This window comes from Streptomyces sp. NBC_01317 (genome assembly GCF_035961655.1).
Taxonomy (GTDB): Bacteria; Actinomycetota; Actinomycetes; order Streptomycetales; family Streptomycetaceae; genus Streptomyces.
Genome location: NZ_CP108393.1, coordinates 729,862 through 755,468, shown reverse-complemented (window position 1 = coordinate 755,468; position 25,607 = coordinate 729,862). Strand labels below are relative to the sequence as shown.

The 25,607-nt window shown below is 72.7% G+C and carries 7 protein-coding genes; all 7 read right to left on the bottom strand.

Features of this window, described 5'->3' with window-relative positions:
• Nucleotides 1-60: 60 nt before the first annotated feature.
• The 7 genes from OG349_RS03105 to OG349_RS03075 all read right to left on the bottom strand — a co-directional run bounded on the left by OG349_RS03105 (nucleotide 61) and on the right by OG349_RS03075 (nucleotide 25,587).
• Nucleotides 61-837, bottom strand: a complete 777-nt coding sequence (locus OG349_RS03105) for a 4'-phosphopantetheinyl transferase family protein (RefSeq protein ID WP_327233099.1) — start codon at nucleotides 835-837, stop codon at nucleotides 61-63.
• 43 nt (nucleotides 838-880) lie between these two features.
• Nucleotides 881-2,173, bottom strand: a complete 1,293-nt coding sequence (locus OG349_RS03100; protein ID WP_327233098.1) for an MFS transporter — start codon at nucleotides 2,171-2,173, stop codon at nucleotides 881-883.
• Nucleotides 2,170-4,935 (bottom strand): argininosuccinate lyase, encoded by a 2,766-nt coding sequence (gene argH / locus OG349_RS03095; RefSeq protein WP_327233097.1) that lies wholly within the window; start codon nucleotides 4,933-4,935, stop codon nucleotides 2,170-2,172. Before argH ends, OG349_RS03100 begins: the two co-directional genes overlap by 4 nt.
• Nucleotides 4,932-6,029, bottom strand: coding sequence for a PLP-dependent cysteine synthase family protein (locus OG349_RS03090; RefSeq protein WP_327233096.1), 1,098 nt, complete (start codon nucleotides 6,027-6,029; stop codon nucleotides 4,932-4,934). The genes argH and OG349_RS03090 overlap by 4 nt, the downstream gene beginning before the upstream one ends.
• 1 nt (nucleotide 6,030) lies before the next feature.
• A complete protein-coding gene (locus OG349_RS03085; RefSeq protein ID WP_327233095.1) occupies nucleotides 6,031-6,948 on the bottom strand; it encodes a GHMP family kinase ATP-binding protein in 918 nt (305 codons plus the stop codon).
• A 187-nt stretch (nucleotides 6,949-7,135) separates the two neighbouring features.
• Nucleotides 7,136-14,236, bottom strand: coding sequence for a non-ribosomal peptide synthetase (locus tag OG349_RS03080; RefSeq protein WP_327233094.1), 7,101 nt, complete (start codon nucleotides 14,234-14,236; stop codon nucleotides 7,136-7,138).
• Nucleotides 14,233-25,587, bottom strand: a complete 11,355-nt coding sequence (locus tag OG349_RS03075; protein WP_327233093.1) for a non-ribosomal peptide synthetase — start codon at nucleotides 25,585-25,587, stop codon at nucleotides 14,233-14,235. The genes OG349_RS03080 and OG349_RS03075 overlap by 4 nt, the downstream gene beginning before the upstream one ends.
• Nucleotides 25,588-25,607 lie beyond the last annotated feature (20 nt).

The following is a 25,607-nucleotide window of genomic DNA, read 5'->3' as shown; positions in this document are numbered from 1 at the left end:
GTGCGTGCCCACCGCCGGGTGGGCACCGGAGCGGTGCGCCCGACGGACCGTGCGCGGGGGTCAGGGCGGCTTTCCCACCGCCAGCGGTGCGTCCCAGGTGTGCCGTACGACATCCAGGACGGAGAGCCGGTTGACGGTGGGACCGCCGACGTCGAGCGTGCCCCGTACCGCTATCGCCGCCGCGTAGCCCCGGTCCACCGGGACGTCCAGCAGGGTCCAGCCGGACGGCGGGTACGGGCCCCGCGGGCTACCCGAGCCGACGTAGTCGAGGGCGGGGTCGCGGCCCAGGCCCGTACCGAGGCCCTTCAGGTAGGCCTCCTTGCGGGTCCACAGCCGGGCCAGCGCCCGGGGCCGTAACTCCGGTGCCAGCGCCGCAAGTTCGGCCTGCTCGTCCACGTGCAGCATTGCGGCCAGCTCGGCGGTGGTCTCCTGGTCCGACACCAGTTCGACGTCGACTCCTATGGGAGCCGCCGCCGTACCGACGAGGGCCAGGTCGCCCCGGTGGGACAGGGAGAAGAACAGCTCGTGGTCCGTGTCGAGAACGGTCGGGCGGCCGTGCGGCCCACCGCAGCAGGGGCAGGTGTCCCGGCCGAAGTGGATGTCCTCGGGGCGCAGGCTCAGGTAGGAGCCGAGCAGCCGGCGGAGGGCGACGTGCGCGGCCGTGAACCGGGTGCGGTCCTCGGCGCGCATGAGGGTGGCGGCGCGCCGGCGCTCGGTCGCGTCGAGCACCTGTTCGTCCAGGATGCCGGTGGGGACATCCGAGACCCTCAGCAGCCAGAGGGCCGGCGAGCCAGGGGGTGGCAGCTCACGGACGACCCACGGCAGGGTGTGTTCCACGGGGTCTCTCCTGTTCGTACGGAGGGGACGTGCGGGTCGGGTCTCATGCCGGCTCCGGCGCGGCCGGCAGGTCCCGCCGTCCGCGCATCGGGCCGATCAGGAGCAGCAGCGGGGTCAGGGCGAGCCCCGCGCCCAGCAGCCACAGGGTGGGCCGCAGGCCGAGGGCGGTGCCGAGGATCCCGCCGAGCAGGGAACCGAAGGGAATGGCGCCGAAGTTGGCCACCGAGATGCTGGCCGAGATACGGCCGAGCAGCTGCGGCGGACAGTACCGCTGGCGGAACGCCCCCTGGATCACGTTGGCGAGCACCACACCCAGCGCCAGGATCGCGCTCCCCGCGACCAGCGCGGACAGCGTCCAGTCCCGCCCGGCCAGCGGGATGAGCAGGGCGAACGGGGCGCTGGCGGCGGTGGCCACCAGCAGGCCGCGGGCCGTGCCGAACCGGGCGGTCAGGTGTTTGGCGGTGGTGGCCCCGAGGATGCCTCCGACGCTGCTCGACGCGAGGAGCCAGCCGGTCGCGCCCTCGGGCACCCCGAGTTCACGGATGATGAAGATCGGCAGGATCGCCGACTGGGCCGTCAGGAGCAGGTTGGTGGCGGTGCCGTACGCGGTGAGGACACGCAGGTACGGGTCTCCGAGCGCGTACTGGAGCCCTTCCTTGATGTCCTGCCGCAGGGCCGGGCGTTCCTTCGGTTTCTCCGGGACCGGTTCCCTGCTGCGGATGGCGAGCAGGCACAGCGCCGAGACCAGGAACGTCCCCGCGTTGACGAGCAGCCCGGAGGCCGCGCCGAACGCCTGTGCCAGCAGGCCGCCGCCGCCGAGCCCGGCGACCTGGGCGACCGACTCGCTGCCCTGGAGCTTGGCGTTGGCCTCCTGGAGATCCTCGCGGTCGACGATGGACGGCACGTACACCTTGTACGAGATCCCGAAGAACACCGCCGCGAAACCGTTGAGCAGCGCCACCACCAGCAGGTGGGCCATCGTCAGGACACCGAGCCACGCGGCCACCGGGACGCTCGCCAGGAGCAGCAGCGGGGTCAGGTTGCACAGGAGCATGATCGGCCGGCGCCGCATCCGGTCCACCCAGGCACCGGCCGGCAGGCCGATCAGCAGCCAGGGCAGCCAGGGCGCGGCGGCCAGCACACTGACCGCGAGCGTGCTCGCGTTCAGTGTCACCACCGCCACCAACGGCATCGCGACCGCGGTGATGTTGATGCCGATACGGTTGGTCGTCTCGCCGAACCACAGGAGCCGGAAGTCGCGGTGGCCCAGCAGCCCGCCGCGCCCCGGGCGCCCGCGCTCCCCGCCGGGGAGGCGTTCCTCCAGCTGCGCGGTCATGCCGTCACCGCCTTGAGCACGGCCTGCGAGAGCAGCGTCCCCGCGTGCGACCAGCGGTCGCGCCGCGCCGTCAACTCCGCTCTCAGGGAGGCGAGTTGGGTGTCGATCCGGCGGATTCCCTCCGCCGTGGAGCCCGGTCCGCCGCCGTGCACACACGCCTCGGCGACCCGGTCGGGCGCCAGCCCGCCTTCTCCGACGGCGCTGAACTCCGCCGCGTCCACCAGGGACCGCCCGGAGTCCAGGGCGCCGAGGACCGTCTCGCCCACCAGGTGGTGCGCGGCCCGGAACGGCATCCCGTCCAGGACGAGCCGCTCCGCCAGGTACGTCGCCGAGGTGAAGCCCTCCACGGCCCGGTCCGTCATCCGCGCGCGCTCCGGTTCCGTACCCGCCACCACCAGGCTCAGCAGGGTCACCGCGTCGGTGGTGCCGCTCAGGCCCGGCCACAGGTGACGTACGGCCTCCGTGCCCACCGCGATCGCGTTGGTGTACCCGCCGGTCGTCATCGCGGACGCCGCGGACACGAAGGCGCCCAGGCTCGCGGTGGACCGGCCCTGGATGTGTTCGAGCAGGAACGGGTTGCGCTTCTGCGGCATCATCGAGCTGGACCCGACCAGGGTGTCGGCCACCCGCAGCAGCCCGAACTCCTCCGACGTCCAGGTGCTCAGGTCACGCCCGGCCCTGGCCAGCGTCACCCCGAGCACGGCGGACGCCGACAGCAGGTCCAGGACGAAGTCCCGGGAGGCCACCGCGTCTACCGAGTTGGGCGCCGCCGAGGTGAAGCCGAGGAGTTCGGCGGTGCGCCGGGGGTCGATCGGGACGGACGTCCCGCCGATCGCGCCCGCGCCCAGCGGGTTGACGTCAAGCTGACGGCCCGCGTCGAGCAGCGCCTCGTACGCCCGCAGCACCGCCCCCGCGACACCCGCCAGATAGTGCCCGTAGCTGATCGGTACGGCCGGCTGCCCGTGGGTGTACGCGGGCATGATCACGTCCTGGTACTCCGCGGCCTTCGCCAGGAGGACACCGGACAGCCGGTCGACCGCGTCCAGCAGCGCCAGGTACGGCGTGCGGGTCTTCAGCCGGGTCGTGGTGGCGTTGAGGTCGTTGCGCGAACGGCCCGTGTGCAGGATGCCGCCCGTGCTGTCGCCCAACTGCTCGATGAGGCGGCCCTCGTACGCCAGATACACCCCGCGCGGCATGGGCGTCGCCCGTACCGGCGCGAAGTCCTGGCCGCGCAGCTCCTCGATCGCGCGCAGCAGCGCCGCCGCCCGGCCCGCGTCCACGATCCCGCACTCGGTGAGCATGATCAGATGGGCCCGGTCGACCTCGCTGATGCAGCGCAGCTCCTCGCCGAGACCGTCGCCCGCCGTGCCCGGCAGGTACTGGTCGTAGACGATGCGGTGCGCCTCGGCGTCCAGCGCGGCCTTGAGCCGGCCGGTGTCGACGCCCCGCGCCGTACCCGTCTCCGCTTCCGTTCCGCTGGTCATGTCCGTGCCTCCGCTGTGCCGATCGGTGTGCGGATCGGTGTACGAGACCGCCTCGCCCAGCAGCGCCACGGCCCGGTCGGCGGACTCGGCGGCCCGCCCCGCGTGGCCGGCGACGGCGATGACATGGCCGACCCGCCCCCGGAAGTCCTCGGCGGGGCCCACCCGTTCACCCTCGGCGCGGTACAGCACCGCCTCCACGGTGTCCGGCACCGCGCGGGCCCGGTCCACGGCGTCCGCCCGTACGGCGGCGGGGGCGAGGACCCCGTCCTGCCCGGACGTCAGGAACCGGATCGAGGCACGGGCGTACGCGCCGCGCCCCAGCTCCGGTGCGCCACCGAGCGCGGCCTGCACCTGGGCGAGCACCAGGTCGATCCCGCAGGCCCTGCGCACCAGTTCGGGGATCATGCCCCCGGCCAGCCGGGGGTTGACCTCGATGACGCCGACGGCCCGGGAGTCGGTCCCGGTCAGGCGCAGCTCCACATGGGCCGCCCCCCAGCCGAGCCCGAGGGCCCGTACGGCGGCCACCGCGGCCTCGCGCAGGGCGCGGTCACGATCACCCGGCAGGGGCGCCGGCACGTCATGGCCGACCTCCACGAACACCGGCAGCGGGCCCACGTGCTTGGCGACCGTCACGACCGCCTCCGTACCGAACACCTCGACGGAGAACTCCGGCCCCGTCAGGTACTCCTCCACCAGGATCCGGCCCGGGACCGCGACGCCCCGCTCGTTCACCGTGGCCGCGAGGAGCGTCCGCGCGTGCTCGGCGACCTCGCCGAGGTCCGCGCAGAGCCGTACGCCCAGACTCCCCGAGCCCTGCACCGGTTTGACCACCACGGGCAGCCCGATCTCGCGCGCCGCCTCCAGCGCGCCGGACGTCTGGGAGACCACGGCGAAGCCCGGCCCCCCCACCCCGGCGGCGGCCAGCACCCGGCGCTGCTCGGCCTTGTCACGGCAGGCCCGTACGGCCTGCGCGTCAGGGCCCGGCAGCCCGAGGCGGCGCGCCAGCGCGGCGGCGGTCGGCACGTAGTACTCGGAACTCGTCAGGACGCCGACGACCGTGGCCTCACCGGCCAGCGCGCCGACGGCCGCCCACAGCGCCGCCTCGTCCGAGGTGTCCACCGTGACCGTACGGACCCGGTCCTCGGCGGCGTACGGGTAGCGGCCCGGGTCCGCGGACAGCAGCACGGGCACCACCCCGAGGTCGGCCGCGCGCCGCGCGAACAGCCGCCCCGTACCGGTCGTGTTGCTCTCCACCAGGAGCAGCAGGCGCTCGCTCATGAGCCGACCGCCGGCATCACCACGTCGTCGAAGCCACGGCGGGCCCACAGCAGCCGGGACCAGGCGGCGGTGGCGTCCAGCGGGTGCTCGACGGTCAGCGGGCCGCCGGGCGCGGGGGCCGGGACGATGCCCTGCTCTCGCAGCCAGGTGTCGTTGTAGACCGTGGACTGGTAGCGGTAGCCCTCGTCCGGCAGCACCATCACCACCGTGCTCCGCGGGTTGCGCTCCGCCCACCACGACGCCACCTGGAAGGACGCGCCGCTGGTCGGGCCCATGAACAGGCCGTGCGCGCGGTACAGCTCGTGGGTCGCGTGGAACGCCTCGGGGGCCGTCACCCAGTGCACCTCGTCGTACGCCCGGTGGGTGACGTTGCCCGGGTGGATGCTGCTGCCGAGGCCGCGCAGGGTGCGCGGGCCGTCCGGGTTGCCGAAGATGATGCTGCCGTGGGTGTCCACGCCGACCAGGTGCAGCGCGGGGTCGGCGGGACGCAGCGCGGCGGCGAGCCCGCCGGTGGAGCCGCCCGAACCCACCGGGCCCACCAGGCAGTCCACGGAGCCGACGGTGTCACCGATCAGGTCGGCGACCACGCTGTACGCGCCCGGGTTGTCGGGGTTGTCGTACTGACCGGGGACAAAGGCGTCCGGGTGCTGCCGGCGCAGCTCCTCCACGCGGGCGAGGCGCGCGCCCTGGATGCCGCCGGGCTGACCGGTGTGCTCGACGATCTCCACCGTCGTGCCGAGCATTTCGAGCCGGGTCCGCAGGTCCCGGTCGATGGCCGAGTCGCCGACGATGGTCAGCGGGTAACCGCGCAGCCGGCAGACCATCGCCAGGCCCAGCGCGAACGTGCCCGAGGACGTCTCGATGACCGGGGTGCCGGGGGAGATGAGCCCCGCCGCCTCGGCGCGGTCGAGGATGTAGCGGGCGGGCAGCAGCTTCATCAGGGTGAAGGCCGCCGCGTAGAGGTTGTCGGTCACCTTGATGATGCGGGGCAGCTCGGTGGCCTCCACGATCGAGGAGTGAGCCCTCGACAGGGAGGCGGGAGCGGCCGCCGTCGGCGTGGTGGGGGTCGTCGTCGTGAGCGTGGTCGTCGTCATGTCAGTCACCCGTTGTGTAGTTCCACTGCTCGTGAATTCCGAGCGCTTGCAGGAGGCGCTGTGCCAGGCCGGTCCGTTCCTCGACCTCGGGGTCGTCCCGGTCGAAGAGCAGCCCCGCGATGTCTCCGCTGTGCGCCGCCTGCACCCCGAGCGCTCCGGAGTCCCGCGCGACGTTCCGGATCAGATCCAGCTTGGGGATGGGCAGATGACGCTGGTTGATCTCCGTGCTGGCCGTCGCCACCGACCCGAGCAGGGCGACGTCCTTCATCTGGATGGCCTCCCGGAGCATCGCCTGGAGCCGGGTGAAGAGGCCGATCTCCTCCTGGTCGTAGCGGGCCGGCGCGAAGGCCAGCGTGTCCACGCCCCGCCCGTCGTTCTCCGGGCGGGCGCCGAAGCCGAGGACCCGCATCGGTGGCATCCGGTAGCCGAAGTCCTCGATCACCGTGCCCTCGCGCTGGGCGAAGAGCACCGTCGACTCCTCGAACATCAGGGAGTCGGACGCGGTCTCCGCGCGTACCGCTATCCGGGCCACGTCCTGCGGCGGCAGCGGGCTGGTGAACGCGTCCTTGACGGCCCAGATGGCCGCGAGGACGTCGCTCGTCGACGAGCCGAACCCCCGGCACAGCGGCACGTCCCCGGTCAGCTCCAGATGACCGCCCACGGGCCCGGCGTCCGCCGGGGTGACGGCCCGCACGGCGAGTTCCGCCGCGCGCCGCGCCTTGCCCTTCCAGTCCGGCGTGACGGTGACCTCGGCGCCGGGGGCGGGGATGAAGGTCGCGCGGGTCGCGTGGATGGTGCAGGGCAGAGTGACCAGACCGCGGGTGAGTCCACCGTCACCGGTGAACACACCTTGCAGGATCTCGCCATGATGGACGGGGGCCGAAGCTACCCCGACACGCCAGTCGGAATGATCCACCATTTCCTTGACTTTCTGTTGCCGGTGAAGCCGTGACCTGCGGATGGCTTCACGCTATGCAGGCCGGAACCCGCCGCCCGGCACAAGGAGCGGCAGGCGGAGGGCAATTGGGCGCACGGGACGCGCGGGCGCACGCGAAGGTGCCCGGGACCGCCGTCGTCGGCGGTCCCGGGCACCTGGTGGGCGGAGGTCAGTGACGCGCCCCCCGCAACTCCTCGGCCAGCACCTTTCCTATCTCGCGGAGCGGTTCTGCCCCGGTCATGTCCCAGTGCGCGCAGTCGACGTCGTACTCCTCGACGCGGCCGAGGACATGGGGCGCCCAGGACACGGCGCCGCTCGTCGCGGCCGGTGTGCGGGCGGCGTTGAAGAACACCATGTCGCCGCCGAACCGCCGCCGGGGGACGTACCGGTAGCGCATCTCCAGGTTCCCGGCGGTCGCCTCGACCACCGCGGCGGCCTGGGCCGGCTCCAGCGCCCCCAGGATCGGGTCCTCCGCGCGCAGCACGGTCGCCAGCTCCGCCGCGTCCGGTACGGTGTCGGCGCACCGCACGTCCAGTTCGGCGCCGCGCCCGCCGAGCAGCGCGGTCAGCACCTCCCGCCCGGTGATCGCGGGCGGCAGGAAGCCGTCGGGCAGCGGGTACGAGTCCAGCAGCGCGAGCAGGGCCACCTCCTCGCCCAGCTCCTCCAGGCGGGCCGCGACCGCGTGCGCCACCAGGCCGCCGAACGACCAGCCGAGCAGGTGGTACGGGCCGTGCGGCCGGACCGCGCGGATCTCGGCCACGTACCCGTCGGCCATCTCCTCGACGCCGGCCGGCCGGGCCGACGGATCCGTCAACTCCCGGGCCTGGAGGCCGATCAGCGGCCGCCCGTCAGCGAGGTGCCGGAGGAGTCCGGCGTACGCCCAGCTCATCCCGGAGATCGGGTGCACGCAGAACAGCGGAGCCTCCGAGCCGGACCCGGAGCCCGAGCCCGACGCGGCCCGGATCGGGAGCACCGTCTCCAGCGGGTTGCCCGCCACGTTCGTGCCGATGTGCTCGGCGAGCAGCACCGGTGTCGGGTACTGGAACAGGTCCCTGATGGTGACCGGGGTGTCCCAGATCGCCCGGATCCGGCCGATCAGCCGGGTCGCGAGCAGCGAGTGGCCGCCCAGCTGGAAGAAGTGGTCGTCGATGGTGACCGACGGCACCCCCAGGGTGGCCGCGAACAGCCCGCACAGGACTTCCTCGGCCGGGGTGCGCGGCGCCCGGCCCCCGGCGGTGTCGGCCATCGGCGGCGCGGGCAGCGCACGGCGGTCCAGCTTGCCGTTCACCGTCAGCGGCAGCGCGTCCAGCGGCACGATCGCGGCCGGCACCATGTACTCGGGCAGCGCCGCCACCGCGTGCCGGCGCAGTCCGGGCAGGTCGGGCGTGGCGCCTTCGGCGGCCACCACGTACGCCACCAGGCGTTTGTCGCCCGGCCGGTCCTCGCGGATCAGCACCGCCGCCTGGGCGACCGAGGCGTGCCGCAGCAGCGCCGACTCGATCTCACCCGGCTCGATACGGAAACCCCGCAGCTTGATCTGCTGGTCCGCCCGGCCGAAATACTCCAGCGCCCCGTCCTGGCTCCAGCGGGCCAGGTCGCCGGTCCGGTACATCCGCGCGCCCGGCGCGCCGTGCGGGTCGGCGACGAACCGCTGCGCGCTCAGCCACGGCTGCCCGATGTAGCCGTGGGCGAGGCCGTGCCCGGCGACGTACAGCTCACCGGGCACCCCCGGCGGCAGCAGCCGCAGGTTCTCGTCCAGGACGTAGGCGTGTTTGCCCGCGATCGGCCGGCCGATCGGGATGGCGGCGGCGGGTCCGCCGATGAGGTGGGCGGTGGTGAAGCCCATGCTCTCGGCCGGGCCGTAGCCGTTGACCAGGTGCAGATGAGGGTGGTCGGCCAGCGCCTTGGCCGTGTGGGCCGGCGAGGCGGTCTCCCCGGCGGTCATCGCCTCCCGGAGCCGGGAGAACACCGCGGGGTGCTCGTCGAGCATGTGGTTGAACAGGCTCGCCGACATCTGGAGGGTGGTGATCCGGTGGCGTTCCACCAGCTCCGCGATCTGGTGCGGGTCGGTGTGCTGGCCGGGCTGGAGGACACAGACCCCGCCGTGGAGCAGGGGTCCGAAGACCTCCAGGGCGAAGGCGTCCCAGGAGAGGGGGGAGCTTTGCAGGTACGTCTGCTCGGGGCCGAAGTTCAGGTAGTCGGGGCCGACGAAGGTGGCGGCCAGCGCCCGGTGCGAGGCGGCGACGCCCTTGGGGACGCCGGTCGATCCGGAGGTGAACATCACGCAGGCGACGGACTCCGGGTGCCCGCCGGTCTCCACCGGCGTCCCGGGCAGCGCGCTGATCGCCGGGGTGTCGACGGTCAGGTCGACCAGGGTGGCCGATGTCGGCAGGGCCACCAGGTGGCTCTGGGTGACCAGGGCGGCCGGACCGGTCTGCCCGAGCACGGTGGTGAGCCGGTCGGCGGGGAACTGCGGGTCCAGCAGGGTGTAACCGGCCCCGGCCTTGAGGGCCGCGATCAGCGCCGCGATCAGCTGCGGCGAGCGCTCCAGGTGGATGGCGACGATGCTGCCCGGGGTGACACCGCGCGCGGTCAGGTGCCGGGCCAGGCGGTTGGACCAGGTGTCCAGCTCCTGGTAGGTGACTTGCTGGTCCTCGTGGACCAGGGCCACCGCGTGCGGGGTACGGGCGACCTGGCCCGCGAAGAGCCCGTCGAGGCCCAGACCGGGAGCCGGGGACGGCGGTCCGCTCCACTCCAGGACCCGCGCCCGCTCCTCCCCGGACAGCAACTCCAGCTCGCCGACGGGCAGATCGGGGGTGGCGACGGCTCCGGTGAGCAGCCGGACCAGGCGGTCCGCGGTGGCTTCGACGGTACGGGGGTCGTAGAGGTCGGTGGCGTACTCGATCAGGATGTCGAGGCCGTCGGGGGCGCCGTCCGCCGTGCGGCGCTCGGCGAAGGCGAAGGTGAGGTCGAACTTCGCGACGGACACCGGCGGGAACGCGAACTCGCTCTCCAGGCCCTCCAGTCGGGGGGCCTCGCCGCTCGTGTCGCCGACGGTGAGCATGACCTGGAACAGGGGGTGCCGTGCGGTGGTGCGCTCGGGGTTGAGGGCTTCGACCAGCCGGTCGAAGGGGAGATCCTGGTGCGCCCAGGCGGCGAGGTCGGTCTCCCGGACGCGGGACAGCAGGTCGCGGAAGGTGGGGTTGCCGGTCACATCCGTGCGCAGGACGAGGGTGTTGACGAAGAAGCCGATCAGACGGTCGAGCTTCTGATCGGTGCGGCCGGCGACGGGGGAGCCGAGGGGGATGTCGTGTCCGGCCCCCGACCGGGAGAGGAGGGTGGCGACGGCGGCCTGGGCCACCATGAACAGGGTGCTGCTGGTGTCCTGCGCCAGTGACATCAGCCCGGAGTGCAGCGCGGCGGGGCAGTGCACGACATGCGTACGGCCCTGGTTGGACGGGGTCGCGGGGCGGGCGTGGTCGGTGGGGAGGGTGGCCTCCTCGGGGAGGTCGGCCAACGTCTCGCGCCAGTGGGCGAGTTGGCGCTCCTCGTCGTTCTCCAGGAGTTGCCGCTGCCAGAGGGTGTAGTCGGCGTACTGGACGGGGAGCGGTTCCCACTCCGGTGCCCGGCCTTCGGCGCGGGCCGCGTACGAGGTGGCGAGGTCCTGGAAGAGCGGTCCGTTGGACCAGCCGTCCGAGGCGATGTGGTGGACCACCAGCAGCAGGACGTGTTCCTCGGCTCCGAGCCGCAACAGCGAAGCCCGGTAGGGCAGTTCGGCGGCGAGATCGAACGTACGGCCGGCCTCCGCCGCCAGGAGCGCGGGCAGCGACTCCTCGGTGGCCGCGACCAGCGGGAGGGCGGCGGCGGCCGGCGGGAGGATGTGCTGGTGCGCGTTGCCCTCGCGGGTGGGGAAGACGGTACGGAGGGTTTCGTGGCGTGCGGTGAGGTCGGTGAGGGCGAGTCGCAGGGCCTCGTGGTCGAGCGGGCCGGTGAGCCGCAGGGCCAGCGGGATGTTGTACGTCGCGGACGGGCCCTCCATCTGGTCCAGGAACCAGAGCCGTTGCTGGGCGGAGGAGAGCGGTATCAGCTCCGGGCGCTCGCCGGGCAGCAGCGCCGGACGCCGCTCCCCGCTGCCCTCGGCGGCGATCCTCTCGGCGAGCTGCGCGACCGTCGCGTACTGGAACAGGTCCCGGATGGTGATGCCGGTGTCCCACACGGCCCGGATGCGGCTGATGAGGCGGGTGGCGAGCAGCGAGTGGCCGCCGCGCCGGAAGAAGTGGTCGTCGATGGTGACGGACGGCAGTCCGAGGGTGGCCGCGAAGAGGCCGCAGAGGACTTCCTCGGCGGGGGTCCTGGGCGTACGGCCGTCGGTGTCGCCGTGGTGCTGGGGGCCGGGCAGGGCGCGGCGGTCGATCTTGCCGTTGGTGGTGAGGGGGATCTCGTCCAGCACCATGAAGGCGGACGGGACCATGTACTCGGGGAGCGCGCCGGAGATCTCCCGGCGCACGGCCTCGGTGTCGATCGTGACGCCGTCGGCGGCGACGAGATAGGCGACCAGGCGCTTGTCGCCGGGGCGGTCCTCACGGACGCTGACGGTCGCCTGGGCGACCATCTGAATGGCCGTCAGGGCGCTCTCGATCTCGCCCGGTTCGATGCGGAAGCCCCGCAGTTTGACCTGCTGGTCGGCCCGGCCGAGGTATTCCAGCGAGCCGTGGTGGTTCCAGCGCGCGAGGTCGCCCGTACGGTACATGCGGGTGCCCGCCGGGCCGTACGGGTCGGCGGTGAACCGCTCCGCCGTCAGCGAGGGCCGGTTGAGATAGCCCTGCGCGAGGCCCGTGCCCGCGATGTACAGCTCGCCGGGCGCGCCCGGCGCGACGAGCTGGAGCGCCTGGTCCAGGACGTACAGGCGGTGGTTGTCCAGGGGTTCGCCGATCGGGATCGCCCCGGCGTAGTCGAGTGGGCGGTGGATGCGGTGGGTGGTGGCGAAGGTGGTGGTCTCCGTCGGGCCGTAGCCGTTGACGACGGTGGTGTCCGGGCAGTGTTCGTGGATACGGCGCACGGCTTCCGGCGGCACGACGTCCCCGCCGGCCCACACCTCCCGTACCCCTGCGAAGGCCTCGGGCGCCTCCTCGGCCATCAGCCGGAACAGCCCGGCCGTCAACCACACGCCGGTCACACGGTGTTCGGTGAGCAGCCGCCGGTACGTGGGCGGATCGAGGTGGCCCGGGGGTGCGACGACGATCGTGCCGCCGTTCAGCCACGGCACCCAGATCTCGTACGTGGACGCGTCGAACGCGGCCGGCGAGTGGAACAGCACCCGCCGGTGGTTGCCGTTGGCGTACCTGGTCTGGGCGGCGAGGTCGGCCACGTTGCGGTGGGTGACGGCGACGCCCTTGGGCACACCGGTCGAGCCCGAGGTGAACATCGCGTACAGCGGCTGGTCGGGGTGGACGGTGTGCGCCGGAGCCGTGGCCGGGAGGTGGCCGAGGCCGGTGGCGCCGTCCAGGACGACCACCCGCGCGCCGGTCTCCAGGACCACCGGGTGGTCGGCGAGGGCCTGGTCGGTGAGCAGGACGGGTGCCCGCGTGTCGGCGAGGATCTGGACCAGCCGGCTGTCGGGGTCGGTGGTGTTCAGCGGGGCGTACACGGCTCCCGCCTTCACCACGGCGAGCAGCGCGGTGAGCAGGTCGGTCGAGCGCTCCATCAGGACGGCGACCACGTCGTGCCGCCGGACGCCGAGGTTGACGAGATGGTGGGCCAACTGGTTGGTGCTCGCGTCGAGTTCGGCGTACGTCAGGTCGTGGTCCTCGTCCACCAGCGCGATCGCGTCCGGTGTGCGGGCGGCCTGCGCGGCGAACAGCTCCGCGACGCTCAGGTCCGCCGTACCGGTGACCGCGCCGGTCCGCTCCTCCAGGAGCAGCCGCCGCTCGTGCTCGCCCAGCAGGTCCAGCACGGACAGCGGGGTGTCGGGCGAGGTGAGCACCGCCTCCAGGAGCCGGCACAGCCTCGCCATGAGCGCGTCGATCGTCCGGGCGTCGTACAGGTCGGTGGCGTACTCGATGGTGATGTCCAGGCCGTTGGGCCGGCCGTCGCGCGTCCGGTGCTCGGCGAAGCCGAAGGTCAGGTCGAACTTGGCGATCTGGAGGGCGCTGTACTCGGTCCTCGCGTCGAGCCCGGGGAACCCGACGGCGTCGGAACCGGCCTCGCCCATCGTCAGCATGACCTGGAAGAGCGGGTGCCGGGAGGCGGAGCGCTCCGGGTTGAGCACCTCGACCAGCCGGTCGAAGGGCAGATCCTGGTTGTCCCAGGCCGCCAGGTCCGTTCTGCGGACCCGCTTGAGCAGCTCACGGAAGCTCGGGTCGCCCGACAGATCCGTACGCAGGATCAGGGTGTTGACGAAGAATCCGACCAGATCGTCCAGGGCCTCGTCGACGCGCCCGGAGACCGGGGAGCCGACCGGGATGTCGAGACCCGCGCCCGAGCGGGACAGGGCCGTCGCGACCGCGGCCTGGGCCGCCATGAACACCGTGGCCCCCGACTCCCGCGCCAGGTGCGTCAGTCCGGTGTGGAGGTCGGCGGACAGGTGGGCGTCGCAGGTGGCGCCCACGTACGAGGCGGCGGCCGGGCGCGGCCGGTCGGCCGGCAAGGTGGCCTCCTCCGGCAGATCCGCCAACGCCTCCCGCCAGAAGTCCAGTTGGCGCGCACCGGTGCTCGCCGGGTCGTCGCCCTCACCGAGCAACTCCTGCTGCCACAGCGTGTAGTCGGCGTACTGCACCGGCAGCGGCTCCCAGTCCGGCGCCCGCCCCTCGGCGGCGCGGGCGCCGTAGGCGGCGGCCAGGTCCCTGAGCAGCGGCCCGGTCGAGCCGCCGTCCGAGACGATGTGGTGCATCACGACGAGCAGCACGTGCTCCCGCTCACCGAGCGCGATCAGCCGCGCCCGGACCGGCAGGTCCACCGCCAGGTGGAACACCTGCGCGGACTCCTCGGCGAGGACCGCCGCCAGACTCAGCTCGTCGGCGGGGACCACCGGCAGCGCGAGGTCCACCTCCTCCTCGGCGAGGATGTGCTGGTACGGCGTGCCGTCCTGGTCGGGGAAGAGCGTGCGCAGGCTCTCGTGCCTGCCGACCACGTCCAGGAGTGCCGACCGGAGGGCCTCGCGGTCGAGTTCGCCGTGCAGGCGCACGGTCAGGGGGATGTTGTAGGTGCTCGAAGGCCCTTCCATCTGGGCGATGAACCACAGCCGCTGCTGGGCGAAGGACAACGGAATCACTTGGTCGCTCCCATCCGGCGCATCGGCCGCAGTGTGGGCCTTGCGGCCTCGGCGCTGTCGAGCTTCTCGACGAGCGTTGCCACGATCGGGTGTTCGAAGAGCGTCGCCACGGAGAGCCCGACCCCCAGGACGGAGCGGATCCGGCCGACGAGGCGGGTGGCGAGGAGGGAGTGGCCGCCCAGGTGGAAGAAGTGGTCGTCGATGGTGACCGACGGCAGCCCGAGGACCTCCGCGAACAGGCCGCACAGGACTTCTTCCTTGACCGTGCGCGGGGCGCGCCCGGTGGTGGGGGCGATCTCCGGTACGGGCAGGGCGCGCCGGTCCACCTTGCCGTTGACGGTCAGGGGGATCTCGTCCAGGACCATGAAGGCGGACGGGATCATGTACTCGGGCAGCAGCCCGGACATCCGCCGCCGCACGTCCTCGGTGTCGATCCGCGCGCCGTCCTCCGCCGTGAGGTAGGCGACCAGGCGCTTGTCGCCGGGCTGGTCCTCGCGGACGGCCACGACGGCCTGCGCGACCCCGGGCCGGCCGGTGAGCACGGTCTCGACCTCGCCGAGTTCGATGCGGAAGCCGCGGAGTTTGACTTGCTGGTCCGCGCGGCCGAGGTATTCGAGGGCTCCTTCGTGGTTCCAGCGGGTGAGGTCGCCGGTGCGGTACATCCGGGTGCCCGGAGCGCCGTACGGGTCGGCGACGAAGCGGTCGGCGGTGAGCGCGGGCCGGTCGAGGTAGCCCTGGGCGAGGCCCGTGCCCGCGATGTACAACTCGCCGGGCGCGCCCGGCGGGACGAGGCGGAGGCGGTGGTCGAGGACGTAGAGGCGGTGGTTGTCGAGGGGCCCGCCGATGGGCAGAGCGCCGGCGGCGGGGCCGAGGGGGCGGTGGATGCGGTGGGTGGTGGCGAAGGTGGTGGTCTCGGTGGGGCCGTAGCCGTTGACGACGGTGATGCCCGGGCAGCGGTCCATGACCCGGCGTACGGCTTCCGGCGGGACGACGTCGCCGCCGGCCCACACCTCCCGTACCCCCGCGAAGGCTTCGGGTGCTTCTTCGGCGATGAGGCGGAAGAGGCCCGCGGTGAGCCAGAGGGCGGTGATGGAGTGCTGGGTGAGGAGGCGCTGGTAGGCGGCGGTGTCGAGGTGGCCGGCCGGTGCGACGACGAGAGTGCCGCCGTTGAGCCAGGGGACCCACATCTCGTACGTGGAGGCGTCGAAGGCCATCGCAGAGTGGAAGAGGACACGTTGGTGGTTGCCGTTGGCGTACATGCTCTGGGCGGCAAGGTCGGCGACGTTGCGGTGGGTCACCGCCACGCCCTTCGGTACGCCCGTCGAGCCCGAGGTGAACATGGCGTAGACGGGCTGGTCGGGGTGGACCGGTACGGCCGGGTCGGTGGTGTCGGCGGAGTGGGTCCCGGTGGTGAGGGGGGTGACGCCCGGCGGAAGGGTGAGCCGGCCGGGGTCGCGGTCGGTGAGGAGGTGGGTGATCGCGGACTGTTCGGTGATGAGCTGGATGCGGTCGGCGGGGTAGCGGGTGTCGAGCGGGATGTAGGTGGCGCCCGCCTTGACGACGGCGAGGGTGGTGACCACGGCGGTGAGGGAGCGCTCCTGGAGGAGGGCCACGCGGCTGCCGGGGCGTACCCCTTCCGCGATGAGGTGGTGGGCGGTCCGGTTGGCGAGTGAGTCGAGTTCCCGGTAGGTCAGTTCACGGTCGTCGGCGACGACGGCGAGCGCGTCCGGGGTGCGGTGGGTCTGTGCGGCGAACAGCTCCGCGAGGTTCCTGTCGGGTGTGCCGGTGGCGGGACCGTTCCACTCCTCCAGGAGAAGCCCGCGCTCGCTTGCTGAGAGCAACTCCAGCTCGCCGACGGGCAGATCGGGGGTGGCGACGGCTCCGGTGAGGAGCCGGACCAGGCGGTCCGCGGTGGCTTCGACGGTACGGGGGTCGTAGAGGTCGGTGGCGTACTCGACGGTGATGTCCAGACCGGCGGGCAGGCCGTCGTCCGTACGGTGCTCCTCGAAGCCGAACGTCAGGTCGAACTTGGCGATCTGCACGGCCGAGTACTCGTACGCCGTGTCCAGCCCGGGGAGCCCGGGGACCTCGGTGGTGGTGTCGCCGACGGTGAGCATGACCTGGAAGAGCGGGTGCCGTGCGGTGGTGCGCTCGGGGTTGAGGGCTTCGACCAGCCGGTCGAAGGGGAGGTCCTGGTGCGCCCAGGCGGCGAGGTCGGTCTCCCGGACGCGGGACAGCAGGTCGCGGAAGCTCGGCTCACCCGTCAGATCCGTACGCAGGACAAGGGTGTTGACGAAGAACCCGATCAGACGGTCGAGCTTCTGGTCGGTGCGGCCCGCGACGGGGGAGCCGAGCGGGATGTCGTGTCCGGCCCCCGAACGGGAGAGGAGGGTGGCGACGGCGGCCTGGGCCACCATGAACAGGGTGCTGCCCGTGTCCTGCGCCAGGGAGATGAGCGAGTCGTGCAGTCCGGCGGGGCAGTGCACGGTGTGTGTGGTGCCCCGGTTGGACGCGGTGGCGGGCCGGGCGTGGTCGGTGGGAAGGGTCACCTCTTCCGGGAGGTCGGCCAACGTCTGCCGCCAGTAGTCGAGTTGGCGCTCCTCGTCGCTCTCCAGCAGCCGCTGCTGCCAGAGGCTGTAGTCGGCGTACTGGACGGGGAGCGGTTCCCACTCCGGTGCCAGGCCCTCGACGCGGGCCGCGTAGGACGTGGCCAGATCCTGGAAGAGCGGTCCGTTGGACCAACCGTCGGACGCGATGTGGTGGATCACGACGAGCAGGACGTGTTCGCGCTCGCCGAGGGCGAGGAGGTGGGAGCGGACAGGAGGCTGGGTGGCGAGGTCGAAGGTGAGGGCGGACAGCTCGGCGAGAAGCGCGGGCAACGCCTCTTCCGTGGTGGCGGTCAGAGGGAGGCCGACCGGGGCCGGCGGAAGGATGTGCTGGTGGGTGCGGCCCTCATGGGTGGGGAAGACCGTGCGCAGCGACTCGTGGCGGGTGGTGAGGTCGGTGAGGGCGAGTCGCAGGGCCTCGGGGTCGAGCCGGCCGGTGAGGCGCAGCGCGAGCGGGATGTTGTAGGTGGGGGAGGGGCCCTCCATCTGGTCCAGGAACCACAGCCGTTGCTGGGCGGAGGAGAGCGGGATCAGCTCCGGGCGCTCCTCGCCGGTCAGCGCCGGACGCGGCAGCTCGCCGTTGCCCGCCGTGACCCGCTCCGAGAGGGCGGACACCGTGGGGTGCTGGAAGAGGTCCTTGACGCCGAGCTGGACGCCGAACGCCTGCCGGATGCGGCTGATGAGCCGGGTGCCCAGCAGGGAGTGGCCGCCGCTGCGGAAGAAGTGGTCGTCGATGGTGACCGACGGCAGTCCGAGGACGGCCGCGAACAGACCGCACAGCACCTCTTCCTGCGGAGAACGGGGCGCTCTTCCCTGGGTGACGTGGGAGACCTGGGGGGCGGGCAGGGCGCGCCGGTCCACCTTGCCGTTGGTGTTGAGAGGGATCCTGTCCAGGACCATGAAGGCGGACGGGACCATGTACTCGGGTACGGCGTCCGCGATATCGCGGCGCAGTGCGGCGAGATCGACGGTGGCGTTCTCGGCGGGGACGAGATAGGCGACGAGGCGCTTGTCGCCGGGGCGGTCCTCACGGACACTGACGTGGGCCTGGCCCACGGTCCGATGGCTGATCAGGGCACTCTCGATCTCACCGAGTTCGATGCGGAAGCCGCGCAGTTTGACCTGCTGGTCGGTGCGGCCGAGATATTCGATCTCCCCGTGCCGGTTCCAGCGGACCAGGTCGCCCGTGCGGTACATGCGGGTGCCGGCGGGACCGTACGGGTCGGCCGTGAAGCGCTCCGCCGTCAGGCCGGGCCGGCCGAGATAGCCGCGCGCGACGCCGGTGCCCGCGATGTACAGCTCACCGGGGGTGCCCGGCGGGACGAGGCGCAGCCCGGGGTCGAGGACGTAGAGGCGGTGGTTGTCGAAGGGCCCGCCGATGGGGAGCGCGCCGGGACGGAGGGGACGCCGGACGGGGTGAGTGGTGGCGAAGGTGGTGGTCTCGGTGGGTCCGTACACGTTGAAGACGGTGGTGCCCGGGCAGCGGTCCATGACCCGCCGTACGGCCTCCGGCGGGACGACTTCCCCGCCGGTCCAGACCTCCCGCAGTCCCGCGAACGCCTCGGGTGCCTCGTCGGCCACGACCCGGAACAGGCCCACCGTCAGCCACAGTCCGGTCAGACCGGCGTCCTTGAGCAGCGCGCCCAGCGTCGCCGGATCCAGGTGGCCCGGGGGTGCGACCACGATGGTGCCGCCGTTCAGCCACGGCACCCACATCTCGTACGTCGACGCGTCGAAGGTGTGGGGCGAGTGGAACAGCACCCGCCGGTGATTCTCGTTGGCGAACACCCTCTGGCCGGCGAGGTCGGCGACGTTGCGGTGGGTCACGGCGACGCCCTTCGGCACCCCGGTCGAGCCCGAGGTGTACATGACGTACAGCCACTGGTCGGGATGGGCCGGGTACGCCGGCGGGGTCGCCGGTAGGTGGTCGAACGCGGCGGTCCCGTCGAGCACGACGACGTGCGCGGTGGTCCTGGCCACGATCGGGTGGTCGGACAGGGCCGTGTCGGTGATCAGGACCGGGGCCCTGGTCTCCGCGACGATCTGGTCGAGCCGCCCGTCGGGGTCGGCGTGGTTGAGCGGGGCGTAGACCCCGCCGGCCTTGACCACGGAGAGCAGAGCGGTGAGCAGGTCGCCCGTGCGCTCCATCAGGACGGCGACGACGCTCTCCTGGCGGACCCCGAGGCTGATGAGGTGATGGGCCAGCCGGTTGGTGACCGCGTCCAGCTCCGCGTACGTCAGGTCCCGGTCGCCGTCGGTGAGGGCGACCGCGTCGGGGGTACGGGCGGCCTGTGCGGCGAACAGCTCGGCGAGGTTCGTCCCGGAGGAACCGGTGACCGTGCCGTGCCACTCCTCCAGGAGCCGGTGGCGATCGTCGGGGCTCATGAACGCCAGCTCGCCGACGGGCAGTTCGGGGTTCTCGACGGCGGCGCCGAGCAGCCGGACCAGCCGGTCGGTGACCGCCTCGACGGTTCCGGCGTCGTACAGGTCGGTGGCGTACTCGACCCTGATGTCCAGTCCGCCGGGCCGGCCGTCCGCCGTGCGGTGCTCGTGGAAGGAGAACGTCAGGTCGAACTTGGAGATCTCCAGCGGCGCGAAGCCCGACTCGCCGGTGAGGCCCGGCAGTCCGAGCGTCGGGGTGACCGCTTCCTGGAGGGTGAGGACCACCTGGAAGAGCGGGTGCCGGGCGGTGCTGCGCTCGGGGTTCAGGGCCTCGACCAACTGGTCGAAGGGGAGGTCCTGATGGGCCCAGGCGGCCAGGTCGGTGTCCCGGACGCGGGACAGCAGCTCACGGAAGCTCGGGTCGCCCGACAGGTCCGTACGCAGCACGAGGGTGTTGACGAAGAAGCCGACCAGGTCGTCTAGGGACTGCTCGGAACGGCCCGCGATCGGGGCGCCGAGGGGGATGTCCTCGCCCGCGCCGGAGCGGGACAGGGCGGTGGCGACGGCGGCCTGGGCCACCATGAACAGCGTGCTCCCGGTCTCCCCGGCCAGCCGGGTCAGCGCCCGGTGCAACTCCGCCGGGACGTGCGCGCTGTGGGTCGTGCCCCGGCAGCTGGCGACCGCCGGGCGGGGCCGGTCGGTCGGCAGGGTGGCCTCGTCCGGCAGTCCGCCCAGCGTGTGGCGCCAGAACTCCGCCTGGCGCTCGCCGTCCGCCGCCAGCACCTCCCGCTGCCACAGCGTGTAGTCGGCGTACTGCACCGGCAGCGGCTCCCAGCCGGGCGCCTGTCCCTGTGTACGGGCCGTGTAGGCGGCGGTCAGGTCACGCAGGAGCGGGGTGGTGGACCAGCCGTCCGAGGCGATGTGGTGCATCACGATCAGCAGCGCCGCGTCGTCGCCGCCCAGGTCGAACAGGCAGGCACGGAAGGGCAGTTCGGTTGAGAGGTCGAAGCTCCTGGCGGCCTGCGCGCCGAGGGCCGCCTCCAGGGTCTCCTCGCTCACGGCGGTGACGGGCAGCTCCACCCGGATCTCGTCCGCCGGCAGCTGCCACTGGTAGGCGGTGTCGTCCGCCGTCCCGAACAGCGTGCGCAGGCTCTCGTGCCGTACCACCACGTCCGTCAGGGCGAGTTGCAGCGCCTCCCGGTCGAGCGCGCCCTTGAGGCGCAGGGCGAGCGGGATGTTGTACGTCGCCGAAGGACCCTCCAAGTGGTGCAGGAACCAGAGGCGTTGCTGGGCGGAGGAGAGCGGGACCCGCCGCGGACGGACCGACTCCCGCAGGGCGGGGCGCCGCACCGCGTCACCGCCCGCCTCGACGAACGCGGCGAGTCCGGCGACGGTCGGGCCCTGGAAGAGGTCCTTGACGGTGATCTGGACCCCGAAGGTCTCCCGGATGCGGCTGATGAGGCGGGTGGCGAGGAGCGAGTGGCCGCCCAGGTGGAAGAAGTGGTCGTCGATGGTGACGGACGGCAGTCCGAGGACGGCCGCGAAGTGACCGCAGAGGACTTCCTCGGCGGGGGTACGGGGCGCGCGCCCGTCGGTGTCGCCCTGGTGCTGGGGGGCGGGCAGGGCGCGGCGGTCGATCTTGCCGTTGGTGGTGAGGGGGATCTCGTCCAGGATCAGGAAGGCGGAGGGGACCATGTAGTCCGGCAGGGCGCCGGAGATCTCGCGGCGGACTTCGGTGAGGTCGACGGTGGTGCCGTCGGCGGCGACGAGGTAGGCGACGAGGCGCTTGTCGCCGGGGCGGTCCTCACGGACGCTGACGGTCGCCTGGCCCACTGCCTGAAGAGTCGTCAGGGCGCCCTCGATCTCACCCAGTTCGATGCGGAAGCCCCGCAGCTTGACCTGCTGGTCGGCGCGGCCCAGGTATTCGAGGGAGCCCCCGTCGTTCCAGCGGGTGAGGTCCCCCGTGCGGTACATCCGGGTGCCCGCCGGACCGTACGGGTCGGCGACGAAGCGGTCCGCGGTGAGGGCCGGGCGGTCGAGGTAGCCCTGCGCCAGGCCCGCGCCGGCGATGTACAGCTCACCGGGGGTGCCGGGCGGGACGAGCCGCAGACGATCGTCCAGGACGTAGAGGCGGTGGTTGTCGAGAGGTTCGCCGACGGGAAGGGCGCCGGGGTAGTCGAGGGGCCGGTGGATACGGTGGGTGGCGGCGAACGTGGTGGTCTCCGTCGGCCCGTAGCCGTTGACGACGGTGGTGGCGGGGCAGTGCTCGTGGATCCGGCGTACGGCCTCCGGCGGCACGACGTCGCCGCCCGCCCAGACCTCCCGTACTCCGGCGAAGGCCTCGGGAGCCTCCTCCGCCATGACCCGGAACAAACCCGCCGTCATCCAGAGGGCGGTGATGGAGTGCTCGGTGAGGAGGCGCTGGTACGTGGCGGTGTCGAGGTGTCCCGCCGGCGCGACGACGAGGGTCCCGCCGTTGAGCCAGGGGACCCACATCTCGTACGTCGAGGCGTCGAAGGCCATCGCTGAGTGGAACAACACCCGAGTGTGGTCGCCGTTGGCGTACATGGTCTGGGCGGCGAGGTCCGCGACGTTGCGGTGGGTGACCGCCACGCCCTTCGGCACACCGGTCGAGCCCGAGGTGAACATGGCGTAGACCGGCTGATCCGGGTGGACCGGCACGGCGGGGTCGGTGGTGTCGGCGCTGTGGGCCCCGGTGGTCAGTGTGGTGAGGCCGGACGGCAGGGTGAGATGCCCCGGGTCGCGGTCGGTGAGGAGGTGGGTGAGAGCGGACTGCTCGGTGATCAGCTGGATGCGGTCGCTCGGGTAGCGCGTGTCGAGGGGGACGTACGTGGCACCCGCCTTGACGACGGCGAGCGTGGCGACCATGGCGGTCAGCGAGCGCTCTTGCAGGAGCGCGACCCGGCTGCCGGGCCGTACCCCTTCCGCGATCAGATGGTGGGCGGTCCGGTTGGCGAGAGCGTCGAGTTCGCGGTACGTCAGCTCGCGGTCGTCGGCGACGACGGCGAGCGCGTCCGGGGTGCGGGCGGCCTGCGCGGCGAAGAGTTCCGCGAGGCTCTGGTCCGGGACACCGGTCGCCGCGCCGCTCCACTCCTCCAGGAGGAGCCCGCGCTCGCTCGCGGACAGCAACTCCACCTCGCCGACCGGCAGATCGGGCGCGGCCACCGCTCCGGCCAGCAGCCGGACCAGCCGGTCGCCGGTGGCCTCGATGGTGGGCGCGTCGTAGAGGTCGGTGGCGTACTCGATGGTGATGTCGAGCCCGCCGGGCCGGCCGTCCTCCGAGCGGTGCTCGGCGAACGAGAACGTCAGGTCGAACTTGGCGAACCGCAGCCAGGCGAACTCCGACTCCGTGTCCAGGCCGTCCGCGACGAGCGTCGGTGTGGCCGCGTCCGTCAGCGTCAGCATCACCTGGAACAGCGGGTGCCTGGCCGCCGACCGGTCCGGGTTCAGGGCCTCGACCAGCCGGTCGAAGGGAAGGTCCTGGTGCGCCCAGGCCGCGAGGTCGGTCTCCCTGACCCGCGTGAGCAGTTCCCGGAAGCTCGGGTCGCCCGACAGGTCCGTACGCAGCACGAGGGTGTTGACGAAGAAGCCGACGAGGTCGTCGAGCGCCTGGTCGGTGCGGCCGGCGATCGGGGAGCCGAGCGGGATGTCGTGCCCGGCGCCGGACCGCGACAGCAGGGTCGACACCGCCGCTTGGGCCACCATGAACACCGAGGCACCCGACTCGCGCGCCAGGTCGGCCAGCGCGGAGTGGACGTCCGGGGGGCAGTGCACGGTGTGGGTGGCGCCCCGGTACGAGGCGGCGGCCGGCCGCTGCCGTACGGCGGGCAGGGTGACCTCCTCCGGGAGGTCCGCCAACGTCCGCTTCCAGAAGTCCAGTTGACGGACGCCGGCACTCTCGTCGTCCGCCGGGTCGCCGAGCAGGCCCCGGTGCCACAGCGCGTAGTCCGCGTACTGGGCGGTCAGCGGCTCCCAACTCGGGCGCTCGCCGCGCGAGCGGGTGGTGTAGGCGGTGCTCAGGTCGCGCATGAGCGGCTGGTACGACCAGCCGTCGGAGACGATGTGGTGCATCACCACCAGCAGGACGTGCTCCCGCTCGCCGAGGGCGAACAGCCGGGCCCGGAACGGCAGATCGGACGTCAGGTCGAAGATCCGCTCGGACTCGGCGGTGAGCAGCGCGCCCACGGTCTCCTCGGTCGCCCGGGTGAGCGACAGCCCGGCCCGGACCCCGTCGGCCGGCAGCACCCGCTGGTAGGCCTGCCCCCCGTCCTGCCCGCCGGCCTGCCCGAACACCGTACGCAGGCTCTCGTGCCGGCCCACCACATCGGTGAACGCCGACTCCAGGGCGGCCAGGTCCAGTTCACCCCGTACGCGCACGGCGAGCGGGATGTTGTACGTCGCCGACGGGCCCTCCAGCTGGTCGAGGAACCACAGCCGCTGCTGCGCCGCCGAGAGCGGGAGCGGCTCGGGACGCTCCTGGGCCGTCAGGGCGGGGCGGGCCGGCTCGCCACCGTTCGTGGCCGCGTACTCCGCGAGGAGTGCCACGGTCGGGTAGAGGAAGAACTCCCGCAGGGTCAGCTGTACTCCGAGGGCCGCGCGCACCCGGCTCACCAGCCGCGTCGCCAGCAGCGAGTGGCCGCCGACCCCGAAGAAGTCGTCGTCGATGCCGATCGACGGCAGACCGAGGGTGTGCGCGAACAGACCGCACAGCACCTCCTCGACGGGGTTGCGCGGCGCCCGGCCGTTGGGGGCCGCGCCGACCCGGGGGGCGGGCAGGGCGCGCCGGTCCAGCTTGCCGTTGGCCGTCAGCGGCAGCGCCCCCATGGGCACGACCGCCGAGGGCACCATGTACTCGACCAGTTCCCCGCCCACGTGCCGCAGCAGCTCGGCGGCGTCCAGGACGCCCTCCACCGCGGGCACGGCGTACGCCACCAGGCGCTTGTCGCCCGGGCGGTCCTCGCGGACGATGACCGCGGCCTGCGCGACGGACGGGTGGCGGGTCAACACGGTCTCGATCTCGCCGAGTTCGATGCGGTTGCCGCGCAGTTTGACCTGCTGGTCGGCGCGGCCCAGGAAGACGATCTCGCCGTGCTCGTTCCAGGCGGCCAGGTCGCCGGTGCGGTACATCCGGGTGCCCGCCGGGCCGTACGGGTCGGCGGTGAACCGCTCGGCGGTCATGGCCGGCAGCCGGCCGTACCCCTGCGCCAGGTGCGGCCCGGCGACGTAGAGTTCACCGGTCTCGCCGGGGGCGGTGTGGCGCAGCCCGGCGTCCAGCACGTACATGGAGGTGTTGGCCATCGGGATGCCCAGGTGCAGCCGGTCGAGGGTGCGGACCTCGGGCGTGAAGGACTGATAGCTGCAAAAGACCGTCGCCTCGGTGGGTCCGTACACATGCACGACCGTGGTGTCGGGGCAGTGGTCCAGGACCCGCTGGAGGGCGGTGGCGGACAGGACGTCGCCGCCGGTCCAGATCTCCCGCAGCAGCGCGAGGCCGTCGATCGCCTCGCCCGCCATGGCGTCGAACAGCGCGGTCGTGAAGTAGGCGGCGGTCACCCCGTGGCGGGCGATGGCCTCGCCCAGCTCACCGATGTCGATCTTCGGCGCCGACAGGACGACGGCCAGCCCGCCGCGCAGCAGCGGGACCCACAGCTCGTACGTCGAGGAGTCGAAGGGCAGCGGCGAGTAGGCGAGGACCCGCTCGTGCGCCGTGGCCCCGAAGCCCGGGTCGAGGGCCAACTCCACCACGTTGCGGTGGGTGTTGACGACTCCCTTGGGGGTGCCGCTGGAGCCGGAGGTGAACATCACGTACAGCGGGTGGTCGGGGTGGACCGTGAGCGCGGGCGCGGTGGCAGTGGTGTCGGCGGTGGCGCTCGCGCCGGTGAGCCGCAGGGCGGTCAGGTCGCCCGCGAAGCCCGTCTCCTCCTCGGGGCGGTCCGTCACCAGCAGGACGGCCCCGGTGTCGCCGAGGATCCAGGAGAGCCGTTCCGCGGGCTGGCGGGGGTCGAGCGGGACGTACACACCGCCGCTCTTCATCACGGCGAGGACGGTGATCACATAGGCGAAGGAGCGGTCGAAGAGGAGGCCGACCGCGTCACCCGGCCGCACACCGGCGCCGATGAGCCGGTGCGCGAGGGCGTTGGCCGCGTGGTCCAGCTCCCGGTAGGTGAGCCGGTGGTCCTCCTGGACGAGGGCGACGGCATCCGGGGTGCGGGCGGCCTGCGCGGCGAAAAGATCGTGCAGCGTGCCCTCGGGGAGTGCCAGCGCCGTGGTGTTGTACGCGGCGACGCGCGCGGGCACGCCGGCGCCGGGGGAGAGAGCGGGATCTTCTTGCGGTCGGGACATCTCGACACCTTCTTGGTAGC

Coding starts and splice junctions, on each gene's coding strand:
- OG349_RS03090 (WP_327233096.1), bottom strand. CDS start 6,029: ATGACGACGACCACGCTCACGACGACGACCCCCACCACGCCGACGGCG.
- OG349_RS03100 (WP_327233098.1), bottom strand. CDS start 2,173: ATGACCGCGCAGCTGGAGGAACGCCTCCCCGGCGGGGAGCGCGGGCGC.
- OG349_RS03085 (WP_327233095.1), bottom strand. CDS start 6,948: ATGGTGGATCATTCCGACTGGCGTGTCGGGGTAGCTTCGGCCCCCGTC.
- argH (WP_327233097.1), bottom strand. CDS start 4,935: ATGAGCGAGCGCCTGCTGCTCCTGGTGGAGAGCAACACGACCGGTACG.
- OG349_RS03075 (WP_327233093.1), bottom strand. CDS start 25,587: ATGTCCCGACCGCAAGAAGATCCCGCTCTCTCCCCCGGCGCCGGCGTG.